At 61.0% G+C, this 21,659-nt stretch carries 19 protein-coding genes; 11 read left to right on the forward strand and 8 right to left on the reverse strand.

Features of this window, described 5'->3' with window-relative positions:
• Nucleotides 1–66: 66 nt before the first annotated feature.
• Together CLV45_RS22280 and CLV45_RS22285 are read left to right on the forward strand one after the other, a co-directional pair.
• The gene (locus CLV45_RS22280; protein WP_157807731.1) at nucleotides 67–927 is read left to right on the forward strand and encodes a tetratricopeptide repeat protein; all 861 of its coding nucleotides are present in this window, start codon (nucleotides 67–69) and stop codon (nucleotides 925–927) included.
• A gap of 326 nt (nucleotides 928–1,253) precedes the next feature.
• Entirely contained in the window at nucleotides 1,254–2,864 is a 1,611-nt protein-coding gene (locus tag CLV45_RS22285) for an Rne/Rng family ribonuclease (protein WP_170061915.1), read from the forward strand.
• A 314-nt stretch (nucleotides 2,865–3,178) separates the two neighbouring features.
• On the opposite strand, the gene CLV45_RS22290 is transcribed toward CLV45_RS22285, so the two are convergent.
• Complete coding sequence (locus CLV45_RS22290; RefSeq protein WP_100338690.1) at nucleotides 3,179–3,874, reverse strand: porin family protein; 696 nt, start codon at nucleotides 3,872–3,874, stop codon at nucleotides 3,179–3,181.
• 84 nt (nucleotides 3,875–3,958) lie between these two features.
• Between CLV45_RS22290 and gldB the strand changes: the two genes are divergently transcribed.
• Both gldB and CLV45_RS22300 read left to right on the forward strand, forming a co-directional pair.
• Nucleotides 3,959–4,978 (forward strand): gliding motility lipoprotein GldB, encoded by a 1,020-nt coding sequence (gene gldB, locus CLV45_RS22295; protein WP_100338691.1) that lies wholly within the window; start codon nucleotides 3,959–3,961, stop codon nucleotides 4,976–4,978.
• Between the two features lie 103 nt (nucleotides 4,979–5,081).
• Nucleotides 5,082–6,284 (forward strand): glycosyltransferase family 4 protein, encoded by a 1,203-nt coding sequence (locus tag CLV45_RS22300; protein ID WP_100338692.1) that lies wholly within the window; start codon nucleotides 5,082–5,084, stop codon nucleotides 6,282–6,284.
• 49 nt (nucleotides 6,285–6,333) lie between these two features.
• On the opposite strand, the gene nth is transcribed toward CLV45_RS22300, so the two are convergent.
• From nth to CLV45_RS22325, 5 genes are all read right to left on the reverse strand, one after another.
• Nucleotides 6,334–7,023: an endonuclease III gene (nth, locus tag CLV45_RS22305; RefSeq protein ID WP_100338693.1), complete on the reverse strand. Its 690-nt coding sequence runs from the start codon at nucleotides 7,021–7,023 to the stop codon at nucleotides 6,334–6,336.
• A 156-nt stretch (nucleotides 7,024–7,179) separates the two neighbouring features.
• Nucleotides 7,180–7,410, reverse strand: a complete 231-nt coding sequence (locus CLV45_RS22310; RefSeq protein WP_100338694.1) for an anti-sigma factor — start codon at nucleotides 7,408–7,410, stop codon at nucleotides 7,180–7,182.
• Complete coding sequence (locus CLV45_RS22315; protein WP_100338695.1) at nucleotides 7,349–7,984, reverse strand: RNA polymerase sigma factor; 636 nt, start codon at nucleotides 7,982–7,984, stop codon at nucleotides 7,349–7,351. The genes CLV45_RS22310 and CLV45_RS22315 overlap by 62 nt, the downstream gene beginning before the upstream one ends.
• A 309-nt stretch (nucleotides 7,985–8,293) precedes the next feature.
• The gene (locus CLV45_RS22320) at nucleotides 8,294–8,872 is read right to left on the reverse strand and encodes a DUF6799 domain-containing protein (protein WP_100338696.1); all 579 of its coding nucleotides are present in this window, start codon (nucleotides 8,870–8,872) and stop codon (nucleotides 8,294–8,296) included.
• A gap of 79 nt (nucleotides 8,873–8,951) precedes the next feature.
• Entirely contained in the window at nucleotides 8,952–9,377 is a 426-nt protein-coding gene (locus CLV45_RS22325) for a hypothetical protein (protein ID WP_100338697.1), read from the reverse strand.
• Between the two features lie 234 nt (nucleotides 9,378–9,611).
• Here CLV45_RS22325 and CLV45_RS22330 point away from each other — a divergent pair, with 234 nt between their 5' ends.
• The 7 genes from CLV45_RS22330 (at nucleotide 9,612) to CLV45_RS22360 (ending at nucleotide 19,505) form a co-directional block, all read left to right on the forward strand.
• Nucleotides 9,612–10,907, forward strand: a complete 1,296-nt coding sequence (locus CLV45_RS22330; RefSeq protein WP_100338698.1) for an MFS transporter — start codon at nucleotides 9,612–9,614, stop codon at nucleotides 10,905–10,907.
• Between the two features lie 117 nt (nucleotides 10,908–11,024).
• Nucleotides 11,025–11,606 (forward strand): RNA polymerase sigma-70 factor, encoded by a 582-nt coding sequence (locus CLV45_RS22335; protein WP_100338699.1) that lies wholly within the window; start codon nucleotides 11,025–11,027, stop codon nucleotides 11,604–11,606.
• Between the two features lie 111 nt (nucleotides 11,607–11,717).
• Complete coding sequence (locus tag CLV45_RS22340; RefSeq protein WP_100338700.1) at nucleotides 11,718–12,449, forward strand: head GIN domain-containing protein; 732 nt, start codon at nucleotides 11,718–11,720, stop codon at nucleotides 12,447–12,449.
• A gap of 227 nt (nucleotides 12,450–12,676) precedes the next feature.
• Nucleotides 12,677–15,055 carry a TonB-dependent receptor gene (locus CLV45_RS22345; RefSeq protein ID WP_100338701.1) on the forward strand — a complete coding sequence of 793 codons (2,379 nt, stop codon included), beginning with the start codon at nucleotides 12,677–12,679 and terminating at the stop codon, nucleotides 15,053–15,055.
• A 22-nt stretch (nucleotides 15,056–15,077) separates the two neighbouring features.
• Nucleotides 15,078–15,929 (forward strand): DUF4249 domain-containing protein, encoded by an 852-nt coding sequence (locus CLV45_RS22350; RefSeq protein WP_100338702.1) that lies wholly within the window; start codon nucleotides 15,078–15,080, stop codon nucleotides 15,927–15,929.
• 165 nt (nucleotides 15,930–16,094) lie between these two features.
• Nucleotides 16,095–17,207: a FecR family protein gene (locus CLV45_RS22355; RefSeq protein WP_100338703.1), complete on the forward strand. Its 1,113-nt coding sequence runs from the start codon at nucleotides 16,095–16,097 to the stop codon at nucleotides 17,205–17,207.
• Between the two features lie 102 nt (nucleotides 17,208–17,309).
• Nucleotides 17,310–19,505: an STN domain-containing protein gene (locus tag CLV45_RS22360; RefSeq protein ID WP_100338704.1), complete on the forward strand. Its 2,196-nt coding sequence runs from the start codon at nucleotides 17,310–17,312 to the stop codon at nucleotides 19,503–19,505.
• Here CLV45_RS22360 and CLV45_RS22365 read toward each other — a convergent pair.
• Together CLV45_RS22365 and CLV45_RS22370 are read right to left on the reverse strand one after the other, a co-directional pair.
• On the reverse strand, nucleotides 19,502–20,053 hold the full coding sequence (locus CLV45_RS22365) for a hypothetical protein (protein ID WP_100338705.1): 552 nt from the start codon (nucleotides 20,051–20,053) through the stop codon (nucleotides 19,502–19,504). The two genes, CLV45_RS22360 and CLV45_RS22365, sit on opposite strands and share 4 nt — an antisense overlap.
• Nucleotides 20,054–20,141: 88 nt before the next feature.
• Nucleotides 20,142–21,623, reverse strand: a complete 1,482-nt coding sequence (locus CLV45_RS22370) for an alpha/beta hydrolase family protein (RefSeq protein WP_100338706.1) — start codon at nucleotides 21,621–21,623, stop codon at nucleotides 20,142–20,144.
• Between the last annotated feature and the right edge of the window lie 36 nt (nucleotides 21,624–21,659).

The following is a 21,659-nucleotide window of genomic DNA, read 5'->3' on the forward strand; positions in this document are numbered from 1 at the left end:
GTTGGGAGCCCGGCGGCCTGCTTTTTCCACATGGCTGCACGTCCTTCTTCGCATCAACTTCTTGTTTTGGCCGTCGCCCTGGCGCTGGTGGCCGGCTTGTTTTTGCTGCCGAAGGGAATCGTAAAACCCAAGGAAGGCAAAAAGGAGCTGAACCAGCAGGACGCGGCCCGTACGGCCAACCGGGACAACGGCGCAGCCGCCCCTTCCACGGCCTCCGTGGAGGGCGGCATGCCGGCCGGCGCTACCCCGGAGCAGCCGCACATGGCGGTAGCTCCGGAGCAGCGCCGCGAAATCAACGGCTTGCTGGCCAAGTACTCGGCTGAAGGTGATTTGGGAGCTAAGCTGCGGCTGGCTACTGATCTGGCCGCCAAGTACCGCGCCGTCGAGAAGTTCGACAGCGCCGGCTACTACCTCGAGCAGATTGCCATGACCCGGCCCGGTGAACAAACGTTGCAGCGCGCTGCCGATGCGTATTACGAAGCCTTCAGCTTCGCTACGACCGAGGAGCGCGCCAAGTCGTTGGGCGCCAAAACCAGGGAGCTGTACGAGCGGGTGCTGAAAAACAACCCCGACAACCTCAAGGCCAAAACCAACTTGGGTATGGCCCTGATGGCCAGCGACAACCCCGTGGCGGGCGTAAGCCTGTTGCGCGAGGTACTGGCTGCCGACCCCAAAAACGAAGAGGCTATCTACAACCTGGGTATCCTCTCGTTGCGGAGCAATCAGAATGACAAAGCGGTGGAGCGGTTCCGGGAGCTGACGGTGGTAAATCCCCAGAATGCCAACGGACAGTTCTACTTGGGCGTATCTTTGGCCCTGACCGGCGCCAAAGAAGACGCCCGCAAGGCCTTCACCAAGGCTAAGAGCTTGAGCACGGACCCCGGCTTTACGGCCTCGGTGGACGAGCAATTGCAGAAATTGAATTAAGTTTTTTTACAACCCTAACCTCACCAACATGCCCTGCGGTAAAAAGAGAAAGCGTCATAAGATTGCCACTCACAAGCGGAAGAAGCGTCTGCGCAAGAACCGTCACAAGAAGAAGTAAGCCCTTTCCGGGTTTGCTGGCGGCCGGTTAATTGCTTTAACCAATAAGGCCGTCTATCTCTCACGTAGAGTATCTCGAGAGTGGCTAAAAGTTCGCTTTTCCCGTGGCTAAGAAGGGAAGCTGGTGCCTCGTGCACTAGCTTCCCTTTGCCGGTTTCGGGGGATAGGGCTGCGGCTAAACTTGGTACTCTCTTAACTTATCTGACCCATTGAGTAACGAATTAGTCATTAATTCTACTCAGGAAGGAGAACGGATTGCCCTGCTCCAGGATAAGCGGCTCATCGAATACCACTTTGACCGCAACGACACCAACTATTCCGTTGGTGACATCTTCCTGGGTACGGTCAAGAAAGTTATGCCCGGTCTGAACGCCGCGTTCATCGACATCGGGTATCAAAAAGACGCGTTTCTGCACTACGGTGACCTGGGGGAGAATTTCCCCTCGCTGCTGAAGTGGAGCAGAGGCGTACAATCGCAGAAAATTACCGTCGGGGCGCTCAAGAACTTCCAGTTCGAAGGGCAGCTCGACAAAGTCGGCAAGGCCGCCGACGTCTTCAAGAAGGGCCAGCAGTTGCTGGTCCAGATTGTGAAGGAACCGATTTCGACCAAGGGGCCACGCTTGAGCATGGATATTTCCATGGCGGGCCGCTACTTGGTGCTGGTTCCTTTTTCGAATACAATTAGCGTATCCAAGAAAATCGTCAGCAAGACGGAGCGGGAGCGGCTTAAGCGGCTCATTGCTTCCATCAAGCCCGACAATTTCGGCGTGATTATCCGCACCGTGGCCGAAGGCCGGGAGGTGGCTGAACTCGACCGGGATATGCAGAGCATGACGGCCAACTGGGAACAGCTCTTCCAATCCTTGCGCGCGGCCAAGCCGAACGACAAGGTGCTGGGTGAACTGGGCCGCACCAGCTCGATGCTGCGCGATATGCTCAACGAAAGCTTCGACTCCATTACCGTGGATTCGGCGCCGATGTATGAGGAGATGCGCAGCTACCTCCAGAAAATTGCGCCCGACAAGCTCGGCCTGCTCAAGCTCCACACCGGCAAGGTGAAAGTGTTTGAGCACGTGGGCATTGAAAAGCAGCTTAAAACGCTGTTTGGCAAGACTGTAACGGTTCCCGGCGGCGGCTACTTGGTGATTGAACACACCGAAGCCCTGCACGTTATCGACGTCAACTCGGGCAACAAGAGCAACCAGGAAAGCGACCAGGAGGCTACGGCCCTCATGATCAACATGCTGGCGGCTAAGGAGGTAGCGCGGCAGCTGCGCCTGCGCGACATGGGGGGCATCATCGTTGTCGACTTTATCGACATGAAGAGCCCCGAGAGTCGCAAAAAGGTGGAGGATGCCGTGAAGGACATCATGAAGAACGATAAAGCGCGCTTCACGATTCTGCCCATTACCAAATTCGGGCTGCTGCAGATTACGCGGCAGCGCGTGCGCCCCGCCGAAAACATTGTGACCGGTGAAGTATGCCCCACCTGTGGCGGCACGGGCAAGATTTCGGCCTCTATCCTCGTAACGGACGAAATCGACAACAGCATTGAGGACTTGCTGGTTACCCAAAACCAGTCGGGCATCACGCTGTACGTGCACCCCTTCCTGCACGCTTATTACACCAAGGGATTGGTGTCGAAGCAGATGAAGTGGTATTTGAAGTATTATAAGTGGGTTAAGATCATGAAGGACACGTCCTTGGGCTTGACCGACTACCGCATCGAGGATGAGCGGGGCGAGGAAATCGAAATACATTCCCCCGCCGCCGCCATGAGCCGCCTCCAGGACCGGGAGGTGGAAGAAATTACTGATTGACGGTTTTTCTGCGAAAACCTTCCTGATAAGAAGAAAGCCCCCGTTACTCTGGATGAGTAACGGGGGCTTTTTCTTTCTAATGTGCGAATGTGAGGAATGTGCTGAGGTGCTACTTGTCTGCCATTGCGAGAAAGAATGACATTCCGCGCCTCAAGCGGCGGCTACCCGTCCTCTGCTAGTGACAAACTCCCTGTTACCAGAAAGCCCTTTCCTACATGCGTGGGAAAGGGCTTTTCACATTAGAGGACCTGGTGGATTTCAGAGGACGGATTGCCATGGCGGCGCCGCGCAAAGGCAGCTAGCACTTCCGCGCGCTAAAACTTCAAGCCCAAATCCAGGGCTACTTCGTTGTTTTTGAGGGTTACGTCCTGAAAGCCCCGCTCGTCTTCAAAGTAGTTGTCGATGTTGACCAGGCCGCGGTGGTAGGAGAGGCCGGCAAATACTTTGGTGCTTTGGCCCACTTGGTACTCCACGCCGGCGCCGATGAGGGCCGACATATCGGGAATGATGACGTGCTTGGACGCTTTGGTTTCGGTGTTGCCGTTGCTGGCATCAATAAAGCGTTTGTCGCCGTTGATGCGGGCCGCAATAACGCCGCCGGCCGTAACACCAAGCTGGAAGTAGAGCTTAGTATCGGTGGTAATATCGTTGGTGAAAAGCTTCACTGTCACGGGCACTTCCAGGTACTGCAGGGCAATTTTCTGCTCCCGCCGTACACTGGGCGTAGTTGAACTTGAGTTCGGGTCCCGGTCGAGGTAGCTGATGGTGCCGCCTTTGCCGCTCAGCCACACGCCGGAACTGAAGGCGTAGTTCTGGCCGAAGAAGTAGTCGACGACCAAGCCCCCGCCGAGGCTGAGCTTGCTCTTTTCATTCTGAAAATTGTAGCTGGAAGGCCCGTCCGCCCGCAGATACGTAATGGAGGGCGAGAGTTTCAAACCAATTTCAACCTGGGCGGAAGCCGTACCGGCCGCTGCACCTACGGTCAGAAGCGCGAGGAGCAATTTTTTCATGAGAATGGGAAAAGAGTCAGGCTTTAGACGAAAGTCAGCCGCGCGGCGTTTCGTTTTGGCTATTTTCGCCCTAAAGATAGAAGCGTGACTTACATTCCTGCCTACCTGCGCCTTTTGCTGTTCAGTTTTCTGGGCACTGGCCTGCTGCTCAGCGGCTGCTCGTCGAATGAAACCTGCCAAGCCGACCCGGAAGTGGCCAAAATACCCGTGACGGTGCAGCTCGAGCGACTGGAGCAGCCGTTCTTCCAAATCAAGAACGTGGCCGAAGCCAAGCAGTTTCTGCGGCAGCAGCCGGCGTTTACCACGTACTTCCTGGGGCGCAAGCAATTTCCATCGGAAGACATTCTGGCGCAAAAGCTGGTCAGTTTGTCCACCAACCAGGGTTTGCAGAAGCTGGGCCGGGAGTCGGAAGCTGAGTTCAAAGATACCCAGGCCCTGCAGGCCGAGCTTAAGCAGCTGTTTCAGCACGTGCGCTACTATTTCCCGGCGTTTCCGGTGCCGCCGGTCAAAACCTTCGTGAGCGGGCTAAGCCAGGACTTGTTTGTGAATGACAGCCTGATGGTGCTCAGCATCGACTTCTTTGCGGGCCCCAAAGCCAGCTACCGGCCCAACGTGCCCGAGTACATTTTGCGCCGCTACGAGCCGGCCTATATGCTACCTACGGCGGCCCTGGCTATTTCTGGCAAGTACAATCAGAAAAAGCTCACCGACCAGACCATGCTCAGCGAAATGGTGCAGTTTGGCAAGTCCCTGTACTTCGCCGAAAAAGTGCTGCCCTGTACCGCCGATACGCTGCTGATTGGCTTTACGGGCCCCGAAATGGCCAATCTGCAATTCAATGAGGCCAAGGTGTGGGCACACTTCATCGAGAAAAACCTGCTCTATAACACCAGCCCGTTTACCATCCAGAAGTACATCGGGGAGCGGCCCAACGTGCCCGAAATCGACAAAACCTGCCCCGGTCGGGTAGGGGCCTGGGTGGGCTGGCAGATTGTGCGCAAGTATATGGCCGAGCACCCCAACGTGACTTTGGCCCAACTCATGGCCCAGAAGGACCCCCAGCGCATTCTGAATGAGTCGCGCTACCGGCCGCGGCGGAAGTAATTTTAACTGTTGAAGGCCGAATGTTGAATGGGCGTGCTGCTTTTATCAAGGGAGCCCCCGGCAGTAATCCAACCCGCAACATTCACTACTCATAATTTCTACCGTGCACATTGCCGTTTTCAGCCAGTATCATTCCAACCCTGACTGTCCGGCAACGAGCCGCCACTACTCCTTGCTGGCTCAGCTGGCCCAGACGCACCGCGTTACGCTGATTACCACCCGCACCTGGGAAGCTCAACGCCTGACGCACGCGTATCCGTGGCTGCCGGAAGGCGTGGAAATGCGGGCCGCCGCGGTGCCCTACGAGAACAAGATGGGCGTAGCCCGCCGGGTACTGTCGTTTGGGCAATACGCGGCCTACGCCGTGCGGGAAGGCCTGAAGCTGGAGCGCCCCGACGTTATCTGGGGCATCAGTACGCCCCTGACGGCCGCCTGGGCCGCCGCCCAAGTGGCCCGGCGCCGCCAAATTCCCTGGGTGTTTGAAGTGCAGGACTTGTGGCCGTCGTTTCCTATTGCTATGGGGGCCGTGCCCACGCGCTGGGCCCAAAACCGGCTGTTCGCCCTCGAAAAAAGCCTGTACCAGAGTGCCCGCCACATTCTGCCCCTGTCGCCGGATATGACGCGCTACGTTGAGAGCCTGGGCATTGCTCCCGGCAAAATAACGACGGTACTCAACGGTACCGACCTGGACCTGGCGGCGCTGGCCACTGCGGAAACGGCGGCCAAACTCCGCGCTGAGCACAACCTAGAGGGTAAGCAAGTAATCCTGTACGCCGGCACGTTTGGGCGGGCCAATGATATTCCGACCCTCGTAGCTGCCGCCGAGCAGCTGGCCCTGATCCAGCCCGACGTGGTGTGGCTGTTTATGGGCCTGGGTTTTCACGAGCCCCTGGTGCGGGCTGCGGCCGGGCGCTGTGCCGCCATTCGGTTGGTGCCGCCCCAGCCGCGTCACACTGTGTTTGGCTGGTTTAAACTGGCGGCGGTTTCCGTGGTGTCCTTCCTGGATATGCCGGTGTTAGACGCTAATTCCCCGGCCAAGTTCTACGACAGCCTCGCGGTGGGCACGCCGGTAATCGTCACCAACCAGGGGTGGACGAAGAAGCTGGTCGAGCAGTACGGCTGCGGCTGGTACGCCCCAGCTGGCAATGCCGAAGCGCTAAGCCGGGTTTTAGCTGAAGTGTTAGCCCGACCGGAAGCGTTAACTGAGGCCGGCCGGAAAGGGCAAGCTGTGGCCGCCGCGCAGTTCGACCGGCGACAGATAGCGCAAACCATCCAGCAGATTCTGGAAACTAGCTCGGGTGTTTAAACCAGGTAGAACCACTTTTGTACTAAGTTGTACTAAATGGCTGCTCTGACTAGATTTCTACGTTGTGGTCCGGGCTTTTTTCTTCGGCGCTGGGTTTGCCAAAGTGCGAGGCGTAGTATTTACAAAAGCCCTTTAGTGGGCAAATAGCGCACTTTGGCGTGCGAGCCACGCACACGTAGCGTCCGTGCAGGATCAACCAGTGGTGGGCCTTCGGAATTAGTGCTTCCGGTATATAATGCACCAGCTCTTTCTCCACGGCCAGGGGCGTCGTGGCTTTCTGCGTTACTAGGCCCAGCCGGTGCGATACCCGGAACACGTGAGTATCCACGGCCATGGCAGGCTGGTTGTAAATCACCGAGACGATGACGTTGGCCGTTTTGCGGCCCACGCCCGGCAGGCGCTGCAGCTCCTCAATCGTGCTGGGTACTTCCGAGTTGAATTCCTCAACTAGCAGGCGGCCCAGGCCGGCCAGGTGCTTGGCCTTGTTGTTAGGGTAGGAAACGCTGCGGATAAAGGGAAATATTTCTTCAGCCGAGGCCAGAGCCAGGTGGGCCGGCGTGGGGAACTGCTCCAGGAGCGCGGGCATAATCTGGTTGACGCGCTTATCGGTGCACTGGGCGCTGAGCACCACGGCCACAATAAGCTCGTAGGGGTTGCCGTAGTGCAGCTCCGTTTTCGGCTCGGGAAAATGAGTCGTGAAGTAGTTGAGGAAATGGCGGAACCGCTCGGGCTTGCGCATGGCTGGAAGCGTTGGACTCGAATGAGCGGCAAAATAACGCCAAAAAAGTCATCCTGAGCCTGCCAGTAGCGGCTGCATTTCTTCCCACAGGGTTCCTGTGCGGTGAATAGCAGCCAGCCGTTTTGGCAAGCTCAGGATGACAAAGGAAATTAAACTTTACCCAGCCTTGAGAAAGGTGCGGGAGTACTGCAGAATAGAATCGGTGGTACGCCGGCTGGGGGCACTTTTGAGGCCATCCAGGCAGCGCTGGGCCAGTAGGAGGTCGGCGCACACAGTAGCCAGTTCGGCGTCGTGGAGCAGGGCACGCTCTACTTCCTGGTGCTCATTAGCCGGCAATTCGTTGTATACGTACCGGAGCAGTTTCTCGTGGGTAAAGGTTTTGATCATAGAAAACGGGTTGTGCGGCCATCTTCTTCCGCAGGTTGATCAGCGCGTAACGCATACGCCCCAGCGCCGTGTTGATGCTAACCCCCGTCGCGTCCGCAATTTCCTGAAAGCTCATGTCGCCGTAGTGGCGCATGATGAGCACTTCTTTCTGCACTGCGGGCAGGTCCTGGATTAGCTCGCGAAGACGGGCGTGGGTTTCCTCACGGGTGATGGTAGCGTCCGCTCCCTCTTCTGCCAACGACAACGAATTGAACGCATGACTTGTTGTATCAAGATTCAATAAAGGGCTGCGTTTTTCGCGGCGGAAAAAGTCAATCGCCAGATTATGAGCGATACGGCAAATCCAGGAAGAGAATTTTCCTTCCTCATTATAGCGTCCACTCTTCATTGTGTGGATGGCTTTGATAAAGGTATCCTGCAGCAGGTCTTCGGCCACGTCTTCGTCGCGCACGATAAGCATAATCGTGGTGAAAACGCGGCTCTTGTGCCGATCTAGCAATAGGGCAAAGGCATCTTCCTTACCGGCGATGTAAAGGGATATGAGAGCGGAGTCGCTCGGCTGCAAGGTGTCCATAAAGGCTACGGGTTAGAGGAACGTAGAGCTTTAGGCCATAGAGTGCAGTTGCCGGTGAAATCGAGAAAGTTTCTGAAGAGGAGATGAAGTTTCCAAATGTAGAAAACGGCAACACCATTCGCAACGGGTGGTTGCTTCAAAACCAAAATAATTTTTGCCTTTTAAAACAAATTATTCAATAGTGTATATCAACTATTTCAGATTGAAGCCGCTACCAAAAAAATTAAATGCCCTTTCATTCGTTGACGCGGGCGTTTTAAGCTAAAAAAGCCCGCTGTAGGCGGGCTTTTCTGCGGGGTGGGCCGGGGCTCAGCGCCGTAGCTGGGCGTCGATGGTTTGGAGCTGGCTGTCGATGGGGGCCGCGCCGGGATTGGCCCCGACGGCCACTTTGGTACGCTCGGCCAGGCGGTCGGAGAGCTGCTCGAGCAACTGCAGGCGTTGCTCGGTGCGGCGCAGCTCGGTGGCCAGGCGCTGGGGCACCAGGGGGCGGGTAGCACCGGGCACCGGAGTTTCGGTGGGCTGCCCGGTTACTTGGCGGGCGCGCTGCTCAATGGCCGGGGCCGACATCATGTCGTCGGTGAAGTTGACGATGTTGCCCTGCATATTCACGGCTTTACCCTCGGGCAGCATCTGGCGGGTGCCGTCTTTGCTGATCATGATACCGTCGGGGCGCACGACCAGGCCGTTGTCCATCGTGACCGGGGCCGACAGGCGCGACATCTGGCCGGCTTGCAGGCGCATGGTCAGACCGTTGCGGCGGGCCACGCCATCTTTCAGGGAAGGAGCCGCCGTGGAGGTCGAAGCCGCGGGTGTGGTTTGGGCCAGGGCAGCGGGGGCAGTCAGTAAAAAGCTGGCGAAGGCGAGGCAGGCAAACGGAGCGTAGGGCATGGCGGCGGGAACGAGGGTGGGAACCGGACAACCCGGCCACGGGCCGGTAGTGCTGCTGACGCGCTTTGCGGCGGCAAGGTTACGCGTTGGCTTCGTGGGCGCGGCGCCGGGCCAGCCAGTCGGCAGCCTGGCCTTCGTCGCTGAAGAGGCGCACGTGGCAGTCGGCGTTGGAAACCAGGGGTGCGCCGTTTTCCTGGTCCACGTTGCTCAAGTGGGCCGGCGACATCAGAAACGCCAGGTAGACGCGGCCGCCGAGCAGGGGCGTGAGCCGGGGCAAAAACGTGGACAGCACCCACTGGGTGGAATCTTCGCTGATGGTACCGCGGCGGCGCAGGTCGAGCAGCCAGTAACGCACTTTCTGGGGGGCAGCTACCCGGAGTGTAGCCTCGTAGCCCTGCTGCACCTCGGCCGGGCTAACCTGGCGCAGCCAGCGGCCCAGCAGCGTACCTAGGTCCTCGCGCAGGGTAAGCTCCACAAAATCGGCAATGGCAGTAACGGTAGGCACGGGCGGCAGGGCGAGAAGTGAACGGGACGGGAAGTTTCGCGGAGGGCAGGCAAGTAAGATAGGCAAATCAGGGAATTTTACAAAATCCTCCCAAGCGGCCTTTTTCGTGGGGTTGAATGGGTTGTTCTGGGCCCGGCCGCCGTATGGCAGGCGGACTAAGCGGGGGCTGAACCGTGCCTTTCGCCCCCACTTTCGGATTACCTTTGCCCGGCTTCTTTCTTCTGTTCCTGCTTTATGGCTGCTGATACTTCGCTCACGCCCCACGACCCGTACGCGGCGCTCCGGATTCCTGATTTTCGCCGGCTGATTTCGGCCCGGGTGTGTTTCACGGTAGCCACCCGGGTGCAGGGCCTGGTGGTGGCCTGGCAAATCTTCCGGCTCACCAACGACCCGCTGGCCCTGGGCTTCATCGGGCTGGCCGAGGCGTTGCCCAGCATCGGGGTGTCGCTCTACGCGGGGCACGTGGCCGACTCGGTAAAGCGCAAGAACATCATCATCGTGACCGTGACGGTGCTGCTGCTGTGCGCGGCGGCGCTCTGGGCCCTGGCTACGCCGGCGGGGCTGCCCTTGCTGGCCAAAGGGGCGCTGTACACGCTGCCGCTGTACGTAGTTATCTTCATTAGCGGCATTGCCCGAGGCTTTCTGGGGCCGGCCTTATTTTCGTTTATGCCCCAGCTGCTGCCCAGCCGGGACAAGCTGGCTAACGCCATTACCTGGAACAGTACAACTTACCAGGCCTCGGCGGTGCTGGGGCCGGCCATTGGCGGCTACTTGGTAGCTCATTTGGGCGTGGCCAACTCCTACGCCGTGGCCGCCGGGCTGCTGCTGCTGGCCTTACTGCAGTTTGCCGGCATATCTTCCCGGCCCCTGCCGCCGCGCGAAGGCGAGAAGCTAAGCTTGCAGGAAAGCGTGCTGAGCGGCCTGAAGTTTATTTTCAGCAACCAGCTGGTGCTGGCGGCCCTGGCCCTGGACATGTTTGCCGTGTTGTTTGGCGGGGCCGTGGCGCTGCTGCCAGTCTTTGCCGTGGATATTCTGCACGTGGGGGCCGCCGGGCTGGGCCATTTGGAGGCGGCACCGGCCGTGGGCTCGGTGCTGATGGCCGTGGTGTTGACCTACTTCCCGCTCAAGCGCCACGCCGGCCGCAAGCTGCTCTGGGCCGTGGCCGGCTTCGGGGCCGCTACCATTGCCTTTGCCCTGTCCACCAACTTCTGGCTTTCGTTGGGCCTGCTGTTTCTGACCGGCGTGTTCGACTCCGTATCGGTGATTGTGCGCTCCACCTTGATTCACACCTTTACCCCGGAGTACATGAAGGGCCGGGTGTCGGCCGTGAACAACATCTTTATCGGTTCCAGCAACGAAATCGGGGCCTTTGAGTCGGGGGCGGCGGCCAAGCTGCTGGGCGTGGTCCGCTCGGTGGTATTCGGGGGGCTGATGACCATCGTGGTGGTGCTCATTACCACTTGGCGGGCCGATAAGCTGCGCACGCTGGACATGACGCCCAAGAAACCGGAGCCCGAGCCGGCGGCATAAGGCCAAATTATATGGCATAATGGGGTGATACTTGTGTAGTGAAAACGCTATATAGTGTAGATTTGCCCCGAATTAGGCGGCTCCCGGATTTTCCCGGCGGAGCGGCTCCCCCGCGCTATGGCTACTTCCGACGCTGCAGATGCTCTAGAAGGCCGGCTCACTCAGCTGCGGGCCACCGATGCCGAGGCCTTCATGGAAGTGCTGTTCCGGGAGTTTTACCGGCCGCTGGGTAGCGTAATTCAGCGGGTGGTGAAGGACAAGGAGGCCACCGAAGACCTGCTCCAGGACGTGTTTCTGCGCATCTGGCACGGGCGCGACACGCTGGTCATCACCACCACTTACCGGGCCTACCTGTACCGGGCGGCCCTGAATGCCGCCCTGCGCTACCAGGAGCGGGAGCAGCGCCAAGTGGCCTGGGACGATGCCCCGGCCGCCGCCGAGCCCCGCACCGACAACGCCCTGCACGCGCTGTACCAGCGGGAAGCCGAAGACTCGGTGGAGGCGGCCCTGGACCGGCTGCCGCCCCAGTGCCGGGCCGTGTTTACGATGAGCCGCTACGAGGAGATGAGCTACCAGCAGATTGCCGACACCCTCGAAATTTCGCCCAAAACGGTGGAAAACCAGATGGGCAAGGCCCTGCGCATTTTGCGCCAGCAGCTGAGCAGCGTGCTGAAAAACCTGTATTCATTGCTGCTGTAAGGCGGGGTCGAAAAAATATTTTCGAGCAGCGTAGGGGTACGGGCCGGGTTGCGGATCAGAGAGAAGAAAGCACCCTTTTTCTCTGACCTGAAACCTTAATCCTGCTCCGCTATGAAAACTCTCCTCTACTCCGGCCTGCTCACGCTTAGCCTGGGCCTGATGACGTCCTGCGACTGTGACGACATCTTTCCCGACAAAGTCAGCGGCAACGGGCCGGTTGTGGCTGAAAACCGCACCGTGGCCAGCTTTTCCCGCCTCGAGCTGAGCATAGATGCCGAGGTATACCTAACCCAGGGCCCCAGCCGCACGGTGCGCGTGGAAGCCCAGCAAAACATCCTCGACGTGCTGCAAACCAACGTGAACGGGGAACGGCTGGCCATTAGCTACGGCCGGGCAACCGTGCGCCGCCACGAGCCGGTGCGGGTGTACGTCACGACGCCGGACCTGAGCAGCGTGGCCGTGTCGGGCTCGGGCAGCGTGGTGGGGCAAACCGCCTGGCGCGTCGATAACCTGGGGCTGAGCCTCTCGGGCTCGGGCGGCATCGACCTGGGCGTGCTGGGCGCCCAGAGCCTGCGCACCGATATTTCGGGCTCCGGCGCCGTGCGCCTCTCCGGCGACGCGGCCCGGCACGAACTGCACCTGAGCGGCTCGGGTGCGGTGGAAGCCTACCCCCTGACCACGGCGGCGGCCGAGGTGAGCATCAGTGGCTCGGGTGGGGCTCACCTCACGGTTACCCGCACCCTGCAGGCCACCATCAGCGGCTCGGGCAAGGTGTACTACAAAGGCCAACCCGCCCTGACGGTGCACACCTCCGGCTCGGGCCGGGTAGTGGATGCCAACTAACGCTGCCGGGGCTTGCTGGCGGACATAGTAATGTCCGGGCCCAGACATTACTATGTCTTGGCAAAACCCGCCTAGTGCTTTTCCAAACGGACCCGTCGACTTGCCCAAACGGACGGGACGTTTTTCAAAATCGACGGGACCATTTTCAAAAACGTCCCGTCGATTTCCACCGGCCCGCCCGAGCGGCCACCTGCTTTTCACTTCGTCATTCCTGAGCCTTATTTTCTATGCTTCGACTTCTCGCGTTTTTCGCTCTATTACTACTGCTGGTGCCCGCGGCCCCAGCCTGGGCCCAGTCGGCGGGGGCGGGTACCAACCCTACCGGCAAAGTGACGGTGAGCGGCTACCTCAAGGACGCCGCCAACGGGGAGGCCCTGGTGGGGGCTACGGTGGTCGTCAAAAGCCTCGGCGTGGGCGCCACGGCCAATGAGTACGGCTTTTACTCCCTGACTTTGCCCAAGGGCACCTACACCATTACCTACACCTTTCTGGGCTACGAGGCCCAGAACGTGATGCTCACCCTCACCGAAAGCCAGACCCGCTCCATCCGCCTCGGCGCCCAGGGCCTGCAAACCGGCGAAGTGGTGGTGACCGGCAAAAAGCCCGACGAGAACGTGCGCAGCACCGAAATGGGCACCAACCGCCTCGACATGAAAACCGTGAAGCTGGTGCCGGCCCTGCTGGGTGAGGTCGACGTGATTCGCAGCATTCAGCTTTTGCCGGGCATCAGCACGGTGGGGGAAGGGGCCTCGGGCTTCAACGTGCGCGGCGGCGGCGTGGACCAGAACCTGATTCTGCTCGACGAGGCCCCGATTTACAACGCCTCCCACCTGTTCGGGCTGTTTTCGACCTTTAACCCCGACGCCGTCAAGGACATCAAGCTGGTGAAGGGCGGCATTCCGGCCCAGTACGGCGGCCGGCTCTCGTCGTTGCTCGACGTGCGGATGAAGGAAGGCAACACCCAGCGCCTGGGCGTATCGGGTGGGGTCGGGCTGATTATGTCGCGCCTGGCCGTGGAGGCGCCCATTGTGAAGGATAAAGGCTCGTTTATCGTGGCCGGGCGGCGCTCCTACGGGGATTTGTTCCTCAAATTCGTGCCCGACCAGAAAGACAACCAGGCCTATTTCTACGACCTCTCGGCCAAGGCCAACTACACCCTGGGCGAGAAAGACCGGCTCTACGTGTCGGGCTACCTGGGGCGGGACGTGTTTGCCTTCGGTAAGGCCTTCAAGAACACGCTGGGCAACCGCACCGGCACCGTACGCTGGAACCACGTGTTCAATTCCCGGCTGTTTGCCAACGTGACGGGCCTGGTGAGCAAGTACGACTACGGCCTGGGCGTGCCCGAGGGCAACCAGTCGTTTGAGTGGAAGTCGAACATCGTCAACTATAGCCTCAAGGCCGATTTCAACTACTACCGCACGCCCCAGAGTACGCTCAACTTCGGCGCCAGCGCCATTTACTACACCTTTTTGCCCGGGCAGGTGACGCCCTTGAGCTCCACGTCCATCTTCCGGCCCATTGCCCTCGACAACCAGCAGGCGGTGGAGTACGGGGCCTATATTGATAACGAGCAGACCTTCTCGCCCCGGTTGTCGGCCCAGTACGGCCTGCGCCTGAGCATGTTCGACTACCTCGGCGGCGGCACCGTGTATGACTACGAAGGGCCCAACGGCCGCCAGAAAACCCCGGTCAACCCCCAGCAGTACGGGAGCGGGCAGCTCATCAAGCGCTACCCCAACCTGGAGCCCCGGGCCTCGCTGCGCTACGTGCTGACGGATAACAGCTCGCTCAAAGCCAGCTACAACCGCATGGTACAGTACATTCACCTCGTGTCGAATACCACGGCTTCCTCGCCGCTGGACGTCTGGACGCCGAGCACCAAGAACATCAAGCCCGAGCACGCCGACCAGCTGGCCGTGGGCTACTTCCGCAACTTCCGGGACAACGCCTACGAGGCCTCGGTGGAAGTATTCGGCAAGCGCATGGACAACCAGATTGACTACATCAACGGGGCCAACACGCTGCTCAACAAGAACCTGGAAGCCGAGCTGCTCTACGGCCAGGGCCGGGCTTACGGGGCCGAGTTCTACCTGAAAAAGAACGAGGGCCGGATGACGGGCTGGATCAGCTACACCCTGAGCCGCTCGGAGCGCCAGATTGACGGCATCAACAACAATAACTGGTACGTGAACAAGTACGACAAGACGCACTACCTCTCGGTGGTGGGCATCTACACCTTGTCGCCGCGCTGGACGGTGTCGGGCACGTTCAACTACAGCACCGGCATTGCCACCACCTTCCCCGATTCGCGCTACGTGTACCAGGGCCTGGTCATTCCCAACGTGAACGGCGACGTGCGCAACAACTACCGCGTGCCCGCCTACCACCGCCTCGATTTGGCCGCCACCTGGGAAGGTAAAATTGACCCCGCCAAGCGCTGGCACAGCAGCTGGACGTTCTCGGTATACAACGCCTACGGCCGCCGCAACGCCTACAGCATCTATTTCCGGCAAAACGAGGACAACCCGGCCAAAACCGAGGCCGTGCGCCTGGCCGTCTTTGGCTCCATGCTGCCGTCGGTGTCTTACAACTTCAACTTCTAAGCCTGCTTCGGCTCCCAGCTATATGCTCCAGATAAACCGCATTGTCCCTTTTCTGCTCGCCGCCGGCCTGCTTGGCCTCACCAGCTGCATCGACGTGGTCGACGTTAAGATTCCCGAAGGTAAGCCCCTGCTGGCCGTGGATGGGGAAATAACCGACCAGCCCGGCCCATACTACGTCACCCTGACCAAGACGGCGCCCTACTTCGACGAGGCCGAGCTGCCCCGCGTCACGGGTGCCGTGCTGACGCTGCAGGACAGCGAAGGCCACCGCGAAACGCTGACCGAAGTCAGCCCCGGCCGCTACGCTACCAGCACGCTGCAGGGCAAAATCGGTAACCAGTACGTGCTGACCATCCGGGCGGAAGGAGAGGAGTACCGGGCCGAAACCGAAATCCGCCGCACCCCCGAAATCGACAGTATCCGGGCCGAGTACCGGGCCAAGTCGCCCACCGAAGGCGAGGGCTACTACATCCTTTACTACGGCGAGGAACTGCCCGGCGTGGGCGACTACTACCGCTTCAAGGTGTACCACAACGGCAAGCTGCTCAACCAGCCTAATGACCTGATTGTGACCAACGACGAAATGGTGGACGGCAAGTACATCAACGGCGTGGAGCTGACCGAGGAGGAGGGCGCGGGCGGCGTCCCGTTCAAGAAAGGCGACAAAGTGCGCGTTGAAACCATGTCCATTCCGCGCGACTATTTCTACTTTCTCAACGAAATGGCCACCCAGATCAACAATGTGGGCCTGTTTGCTACCCCGCCGGCCAACGTGCGCACCAACGTGCGCAACGTGCAGCCCGGCTCGGAAAAAGTAGCGGTGGGCTACTTCGCCGGCCATACCCTGCGCGCCGACTCCCTGGTAATTGAGTAAGAGTTTAGTTGCTGGTTGTTAGTTGCTAGTTGTCAGTTTTTGACTTCTCATGCCTTCATTATGTGGAGTTCTTCTGGAAATCAATGGCATATTTGTGCTACAGCTCATTATTCGGCCCTGGACCAGCTGCGGCTACCAACTAACAACTGACAACTAACAACGAGTATGCTGCACTCCGAGCCTGAGGCGCCCTGGGATTTGCTGGCCAAACACCTGGCTGGCGAAGCCGCGCCCGACGAATTGGAGCAGCTGCGCACCTGGGTGGCCGCCGACCCCAAGCGCCTCGGCTTGCTCACCGACGCCACTCGGGCCTGGGAGCGGACCGGCGCCGTGCCGGTAGCCGACTTGTTTAGCGCCGCGGATGTGGAAGCGGCCTGGCAACGGTTTCGACCCAAGATGACCGGCCCCGCACCCGCCGCCGAACCGCCATTGCGAGTGGTCCGGGCAGCGCCGGCAGTAGAAACCGGGGCGGCGCCCGAAGCCAAAGTCATTCCGCTGCGGCCCAACCCGCTGCCCTCATTATTGCGCATTGCGGCCACCATTCTGTTGCTGATAGGCGCAGTGTACGCCATGCAGAACTACCGGCGCGAGCTGCTGCCCACGCCGCCCGTGGCCGTGTCGGCGGGCCCGCAGAAGCGCCTGGTGGCCCTGCCCGACGGCAGCAAAGTCTGGCTTAACAAGCACTCGACCCTGGAATACGCCGCCGACTTCAGCGGGGGCAGCGGCCGGGAAGTAACCCTGACCGGCGAGGCATTCTTCGAGGTGCAGAAAGACCCCGAAAACCCCTTCACCGTGCTCAGCGCTGCTTCCCGCACCCGGGTGCTGGGCACTTCATTCAACGTGCGCGCCTACGCGGCCGAAGACTCGGTGGAAGTGTCGGTCGTGACGGGCAAGGTGGCCTTTGCCAGCCGCAGCAGCCACCAGGACTCGGTGCTGCTCACGCCGGGCATGCGGGGGGTACTCCTGACGGCGGGCCCGACCAATACGCCGGTTCCGGTGCGGCAAACGGCTTCGGCTGATGCCAACTTCCGGGCCTGGCAAACCGACGAGCTGGCCTTCGACAACGCCACGCTGGCCCACGTTATCCGCACGCTACGCACCACCTTTGGCACCACCATCACCGTGGCCGATAAAAGCCTGCTCAAATGCCGCTTCACCGGCACCTTCCGCCAGCCCGACCCAATCCAGGTGCTGCAGGTGGTCAGTGTAGCTACCAATGCCACGCTGAGCGGCGACGCGGCCGACGGCTTTATTCTCGGTGGTCAGGGCTGCGAATAGGCCGGCCATGGGCAACTAATATAGACAAAGCTGCATCTTTGCTTTGCTGGCTCGATGCTCCGCCGGTTCCGTTTTTCGCCCACCTTTCCATTTCCCGCGGCTATGCGGTACCTGTTTGCTCTGATTTTGTGCCTAGGGCTGCTCGGGATTCCGGCGGGAGCCCAGGCCCCGCCGGTGCTGCTGGCCCGGCGGGTGCAAGTAAGCGCGACAGATGCTTCGTTGCAGCAGGTGCTGCGCGATATTACCCGCCAAAGCGGCGTGCCGTTCAGCTACAGCAGCACGTTTATTCCGCTTCAGAAACGCGTCACGCTGCACACGCCGGGCCGGCAGCCGGTAGGCGACGTGCTGCGCCAGCTGCTGCAAAGCCGGGGCGTTTCGTACCAGGTTATCGGTGGGCAAATCGTGCTCTGGCGTACCGGCGAGAAGCCGCCCTTTGCCGCCCCGGCACCCGTCAAAGCAGTAGCGGCGGCCAAGAGCGTGCCGCCGACGGTAGCCGGTAGCTCGACCAGAAACCATTCGGCCGGGGCAAACACTCCCGGGCTGACTTCCAATCGGTCGGCCGCGCAAAAACTGGCTCGGGGCCAGCAGGCGGTAGCCGCCAATGGAAAAGTGAAGCCCGCAGCGGCTGTCGGCTATACCCGCCGGGCTACCCCTGCGGCGAAGGCAATTATGGCCCGCCCGGCCACTTCAGCCAAGCCGAAGCCGGCCACCGCGTCGTTGCTGCCGTCCGTGACGCTGCCGCCGGCCCTGCCCCCAGTACCGGGCGCTACTCCGGCTCCCAGCGCCACGGCGGATACCGCTGCCCGGGAGACGGCATCGGCCCTGGCCCGGCTGCGGCAAAAAGCCCGGACTGCCGCGCAGTCTGCCACGGGGGCTCTGGCCCGCACGGCCCGCCAAACCGGCCGCGTTTTGGGGCAGGGCGCGCAGCAGGTAGCCGGCGGAGCCAAAGCCGTACTCGACACCGTGGCCCTGGCCGCTACCGAGCTGCGGGAGCCGTTGCGCAAGGCCGCCCAACTGGGCATTGGTAAACCAGGTGAGCCGCTGGTCCAGCGCCCCGTAACCGTGCAGAGCGGGCTGCCGGGCCGTGACACGGTGCTGGCCGCCGTGCCGGTGCCTCCCGCGACGGTGCGCAAAGCCTATGACCGGCACGTCTGGCAGGTGAGTTTTGTAGCGCCGCTAGGCTCGAACTGGCTCCGTAGTGGCCGTAGTATCAACCAGTTTTCTTTAAACATACTGGCCGGTTACGCAGCTGGGGTGCGCGGAGTGGAAGTGGGCGGCCTGGTAAATGTGGTGCGCGACACGGTGCGGGGTGGACAGGCCGCGGGCCTGCTCAACGTAACCGGTACCGAAGTGCAGGGCGTGCAGGCGGCGGGCTTGGTCAACGTGACGGGCGGCTCGGTGCGCGGGGCCCAGGCCGCGGGGCTGGTCAACCTGGTGCGCGACGATGCCCGGGGGCTGCAAGTGGCGGGCTTGGTCAACATTGTGGGTGGGGCCGCCCGCTCCCGCCACAACGACGGCCGCCCCGCCCGGGCCCGCCGCGCATTGGGCCTATCCCGCCTGCTGGCTACCGATTCGGTGGCCCGGCACCTGGGAGCACCCAGCGCCATGTCCTTGCCCGGCCCTCTGCTGCAAGCCGCCGGCCTGGCCAACCTGACCGGTACCGATATTCGCGGGCTGCAAACGGCTCCCCTGCTCAACTCGGCCCGGCGCGTGACGGGCATGCAGTTTGGCCTTATCAACGTGGGGAAGCACGTTAAAGGCGTGCAATTAGGGCTGATTAACATAGCCGATTCCGTGGATGGCGTGACGTTGGGCATCGTCAACATCGTGCGGCACGGTTACTTGCACGGCGAGGTTTGGACCAGTGAAACCCTGCCCCTGAATGCCGCGCTGAAGCTGGGCGTGCGGCGCTATTATACCATTCTGGCCGCGGCCACCCAGCCCCTGAACAGCCGGGTACACTGGGCCACGGGGTTTGGCCTGGGTACGGCCAGCCGCCCGCACGGCCGCTTCAGCTGGAACCTGGATGTGCTCGGCTGGTACCTGATTAAGCAGTCAGGAACGGAGGGTACGCTGCTTTCCTACAACCAGCTGCGGCCGTCACTGGTCTGGCAGATTGAGCCCCAGGGCCACCTGGGCCTCGTATTTTCTCCCACGCTCAATTTGGCTTTGTACGAAAACGACGGCAACGGCACCAACTCAGAATTTGGCAAGAATCAGCTACTGCTCACCGACACCCAGTGGGGCAATACGCCCGTGCGGATGTGGATCGGTGGGCAAATCGGGCTGCGGTTTTAGGCCCGCATCGGCACCAGAATAAACGTGCCGCGCAAGCACTGCCGAAAGCCCTGGCGCTGGTTGTCGCGCTTCAAATCGGCGGTGCGGTAGCGGTGGTTCAGGCCCCGCTCACTGACTATCATAATAGTGTAGCCCCGGCTGCGCACCAGGTAGCGCCGGGCGTTGTGGGGCGCTACCGCGCCTTCGGTTTCGTCGGTAGCTTCGGCCGGAGCACCAAGGCTGGCGGCAGTGTAATGCTCGGGCCAGGTGGTGCGGGCAATAATATCGTGGGCCTGCCAGAGGTGGCGCATGGCGGCCCGGGCCGCAATGGCCTCGCCGCAGTGCCGGCAGATGCGGGCATCGGTGAGCATGACCTGCCGCTTCTGCTGCAACTCCCGCAGCATCTCGGGCTGCTCGGCGTCGGCCCGGCGCTGGCGCACCACTTTGGTTACGGCCGCAAACAGGTCCCCTTCACTCACCCCATACTTATGCTGCAGAATATCCAGCGTGTGGGCGCTGAGCATTCCGAAGGACAATAAATCCTGCAGGTCGGAGTGGAGGGTGGGCATGGAAGAGCTATAAACCGCAGCCCCGCCGACAAGTTCCGGACGGGAAGCTGCCAGCGGGGCTGCGTACATCGGGCCAAGGCGGCAGCGCTTAATTCTGGGCCGTGGGCTTGGATACTTTCTTCACGTCAGATTTGGGGTTCGAGCGGGGCGTGTTCAGGATGGGGCCCGGCTTGGTGGTTTGCTCCAGCCAGGTTTGCATCAGGGCCAGGGCTTTGGGCGAGAAGTTGGGCTGCTGCTCCCCGTTTACCAGGGGCCACTGCGACTCATCGGGCTGAAAAGCGTGGTTGACGCCCACAATTTTCACCGTTTTCACGTGGCGGTTGCCGCCGGCTTTCAGGCCTTTGCTCAGCAGGGCCAGGTTTTTGGTTGCGCCCACCTGTAGGTCTTCCACGCCGTTGAGGGCCAGCACGGGGCACTTCACGGCGGGCAGCTTCACCTTGGGGTCGAAGTCGAGGTAGTAGCGGTACCAGGGCGAGGTGAGCTGGGCGGCCCGGGCCCGGGCCATGGTGGGGTCAATGTCCACGTTGCTCATCCGAATCATGGCCGCGAGCTTACCCCGGGCCTGGTTGCTGTTCGGCGTCTGGCGGATAATGCTGATCATCTTGTCGTGCAGCTTCAGGGCCGCATCCACCTGGGTGGCGTTGCCGCCAATCATGCGCATGATTTCCACCTGTTGCCGCCGCAGTACGTCGCGGCCGGGCATGCCGTAGCCAGCCAACGATACTACAAAGTCGGGTCCTTTGGGCTCGGCGGCGGCCAGCAACGCAATGTTGGCGCCCTCACCGTGCCCAATCATGCCCACGTTCTTCTTGTCGATGCGGGGGCGGCTGCGCAAATAGTTCATGGCCGTTTCGGCGTCAGTCATCAAATCGGCCGTGGTGGCCGCCGCGTACCGGCCCCCCGATTTGCCCACGCCCCGGTCGTCGTAGCGCAGCACCACCATGCCGCGGCGGGCAAAGTAGTCGGCCAGGATGGCAAACATGCGGTAATCTTCCTGCTGGGCCGCGTCCCGGTCCTGGGGCCCGGAGTCCGACACCAGCACTACGGCCGGGAAAGGGCCGTTGCCGTTGGGCGTGGTAATGGTAGCGCCCAGGCACAAATCAGTCTTCTCGTTGGTAATAATGACCTGCTCAGTCTTGTAGGGCTGGGCCGGCTTGAAAGTCGGGGCGCTAACCACCGGGGAGCTGCCCTGCTCAAACTTCACTTCCTGCTTCAGGCCCGGCTGCTCCCAGATACCCGTCATCGACTTCCGGTCCTTGCTCAGCTTGCCGGTAAAGCGGCTGCCGGCCTGCTCAATCTTGAGCAGCACGTCGCTGTTGGTCAGCGTCATGTCCACGGCCATGCGGCTCACGCGCTGCTTGGGCACGTCCAGGGCCGCGTAGTAGGTGCCCCCGGTCAGCGGCACGATGGTCAGGATCAGGTCCAGACTGCCGCCCGGCACTTTCAGCGGACCTTTCCACTGCCCGCTGAGCGGGGTGGGTTCCCCGCCGGCTGCCCGGCTGGCAACGGGAGCAAGCAACACGCTGAACAGCAGAAGAGAAACAAAAACAACGTGTAAATAATTCTTCATAAAGTCCTGTTTTAGAACGGCATTGAGCGTGGGTAG

Origin of the sequence: Hymenobacter chitinivorans DSM 11115 (assembly GCF_002797555.1) — a bacterium.
In the GTDB taxonomy this organism is placed as follows: Bacteria; Bacteroidota; Bacteroidia; order Cytophagales; family Hymenobacteraceae; genus Hymenobacter; species Hymenobacter chitinivorans.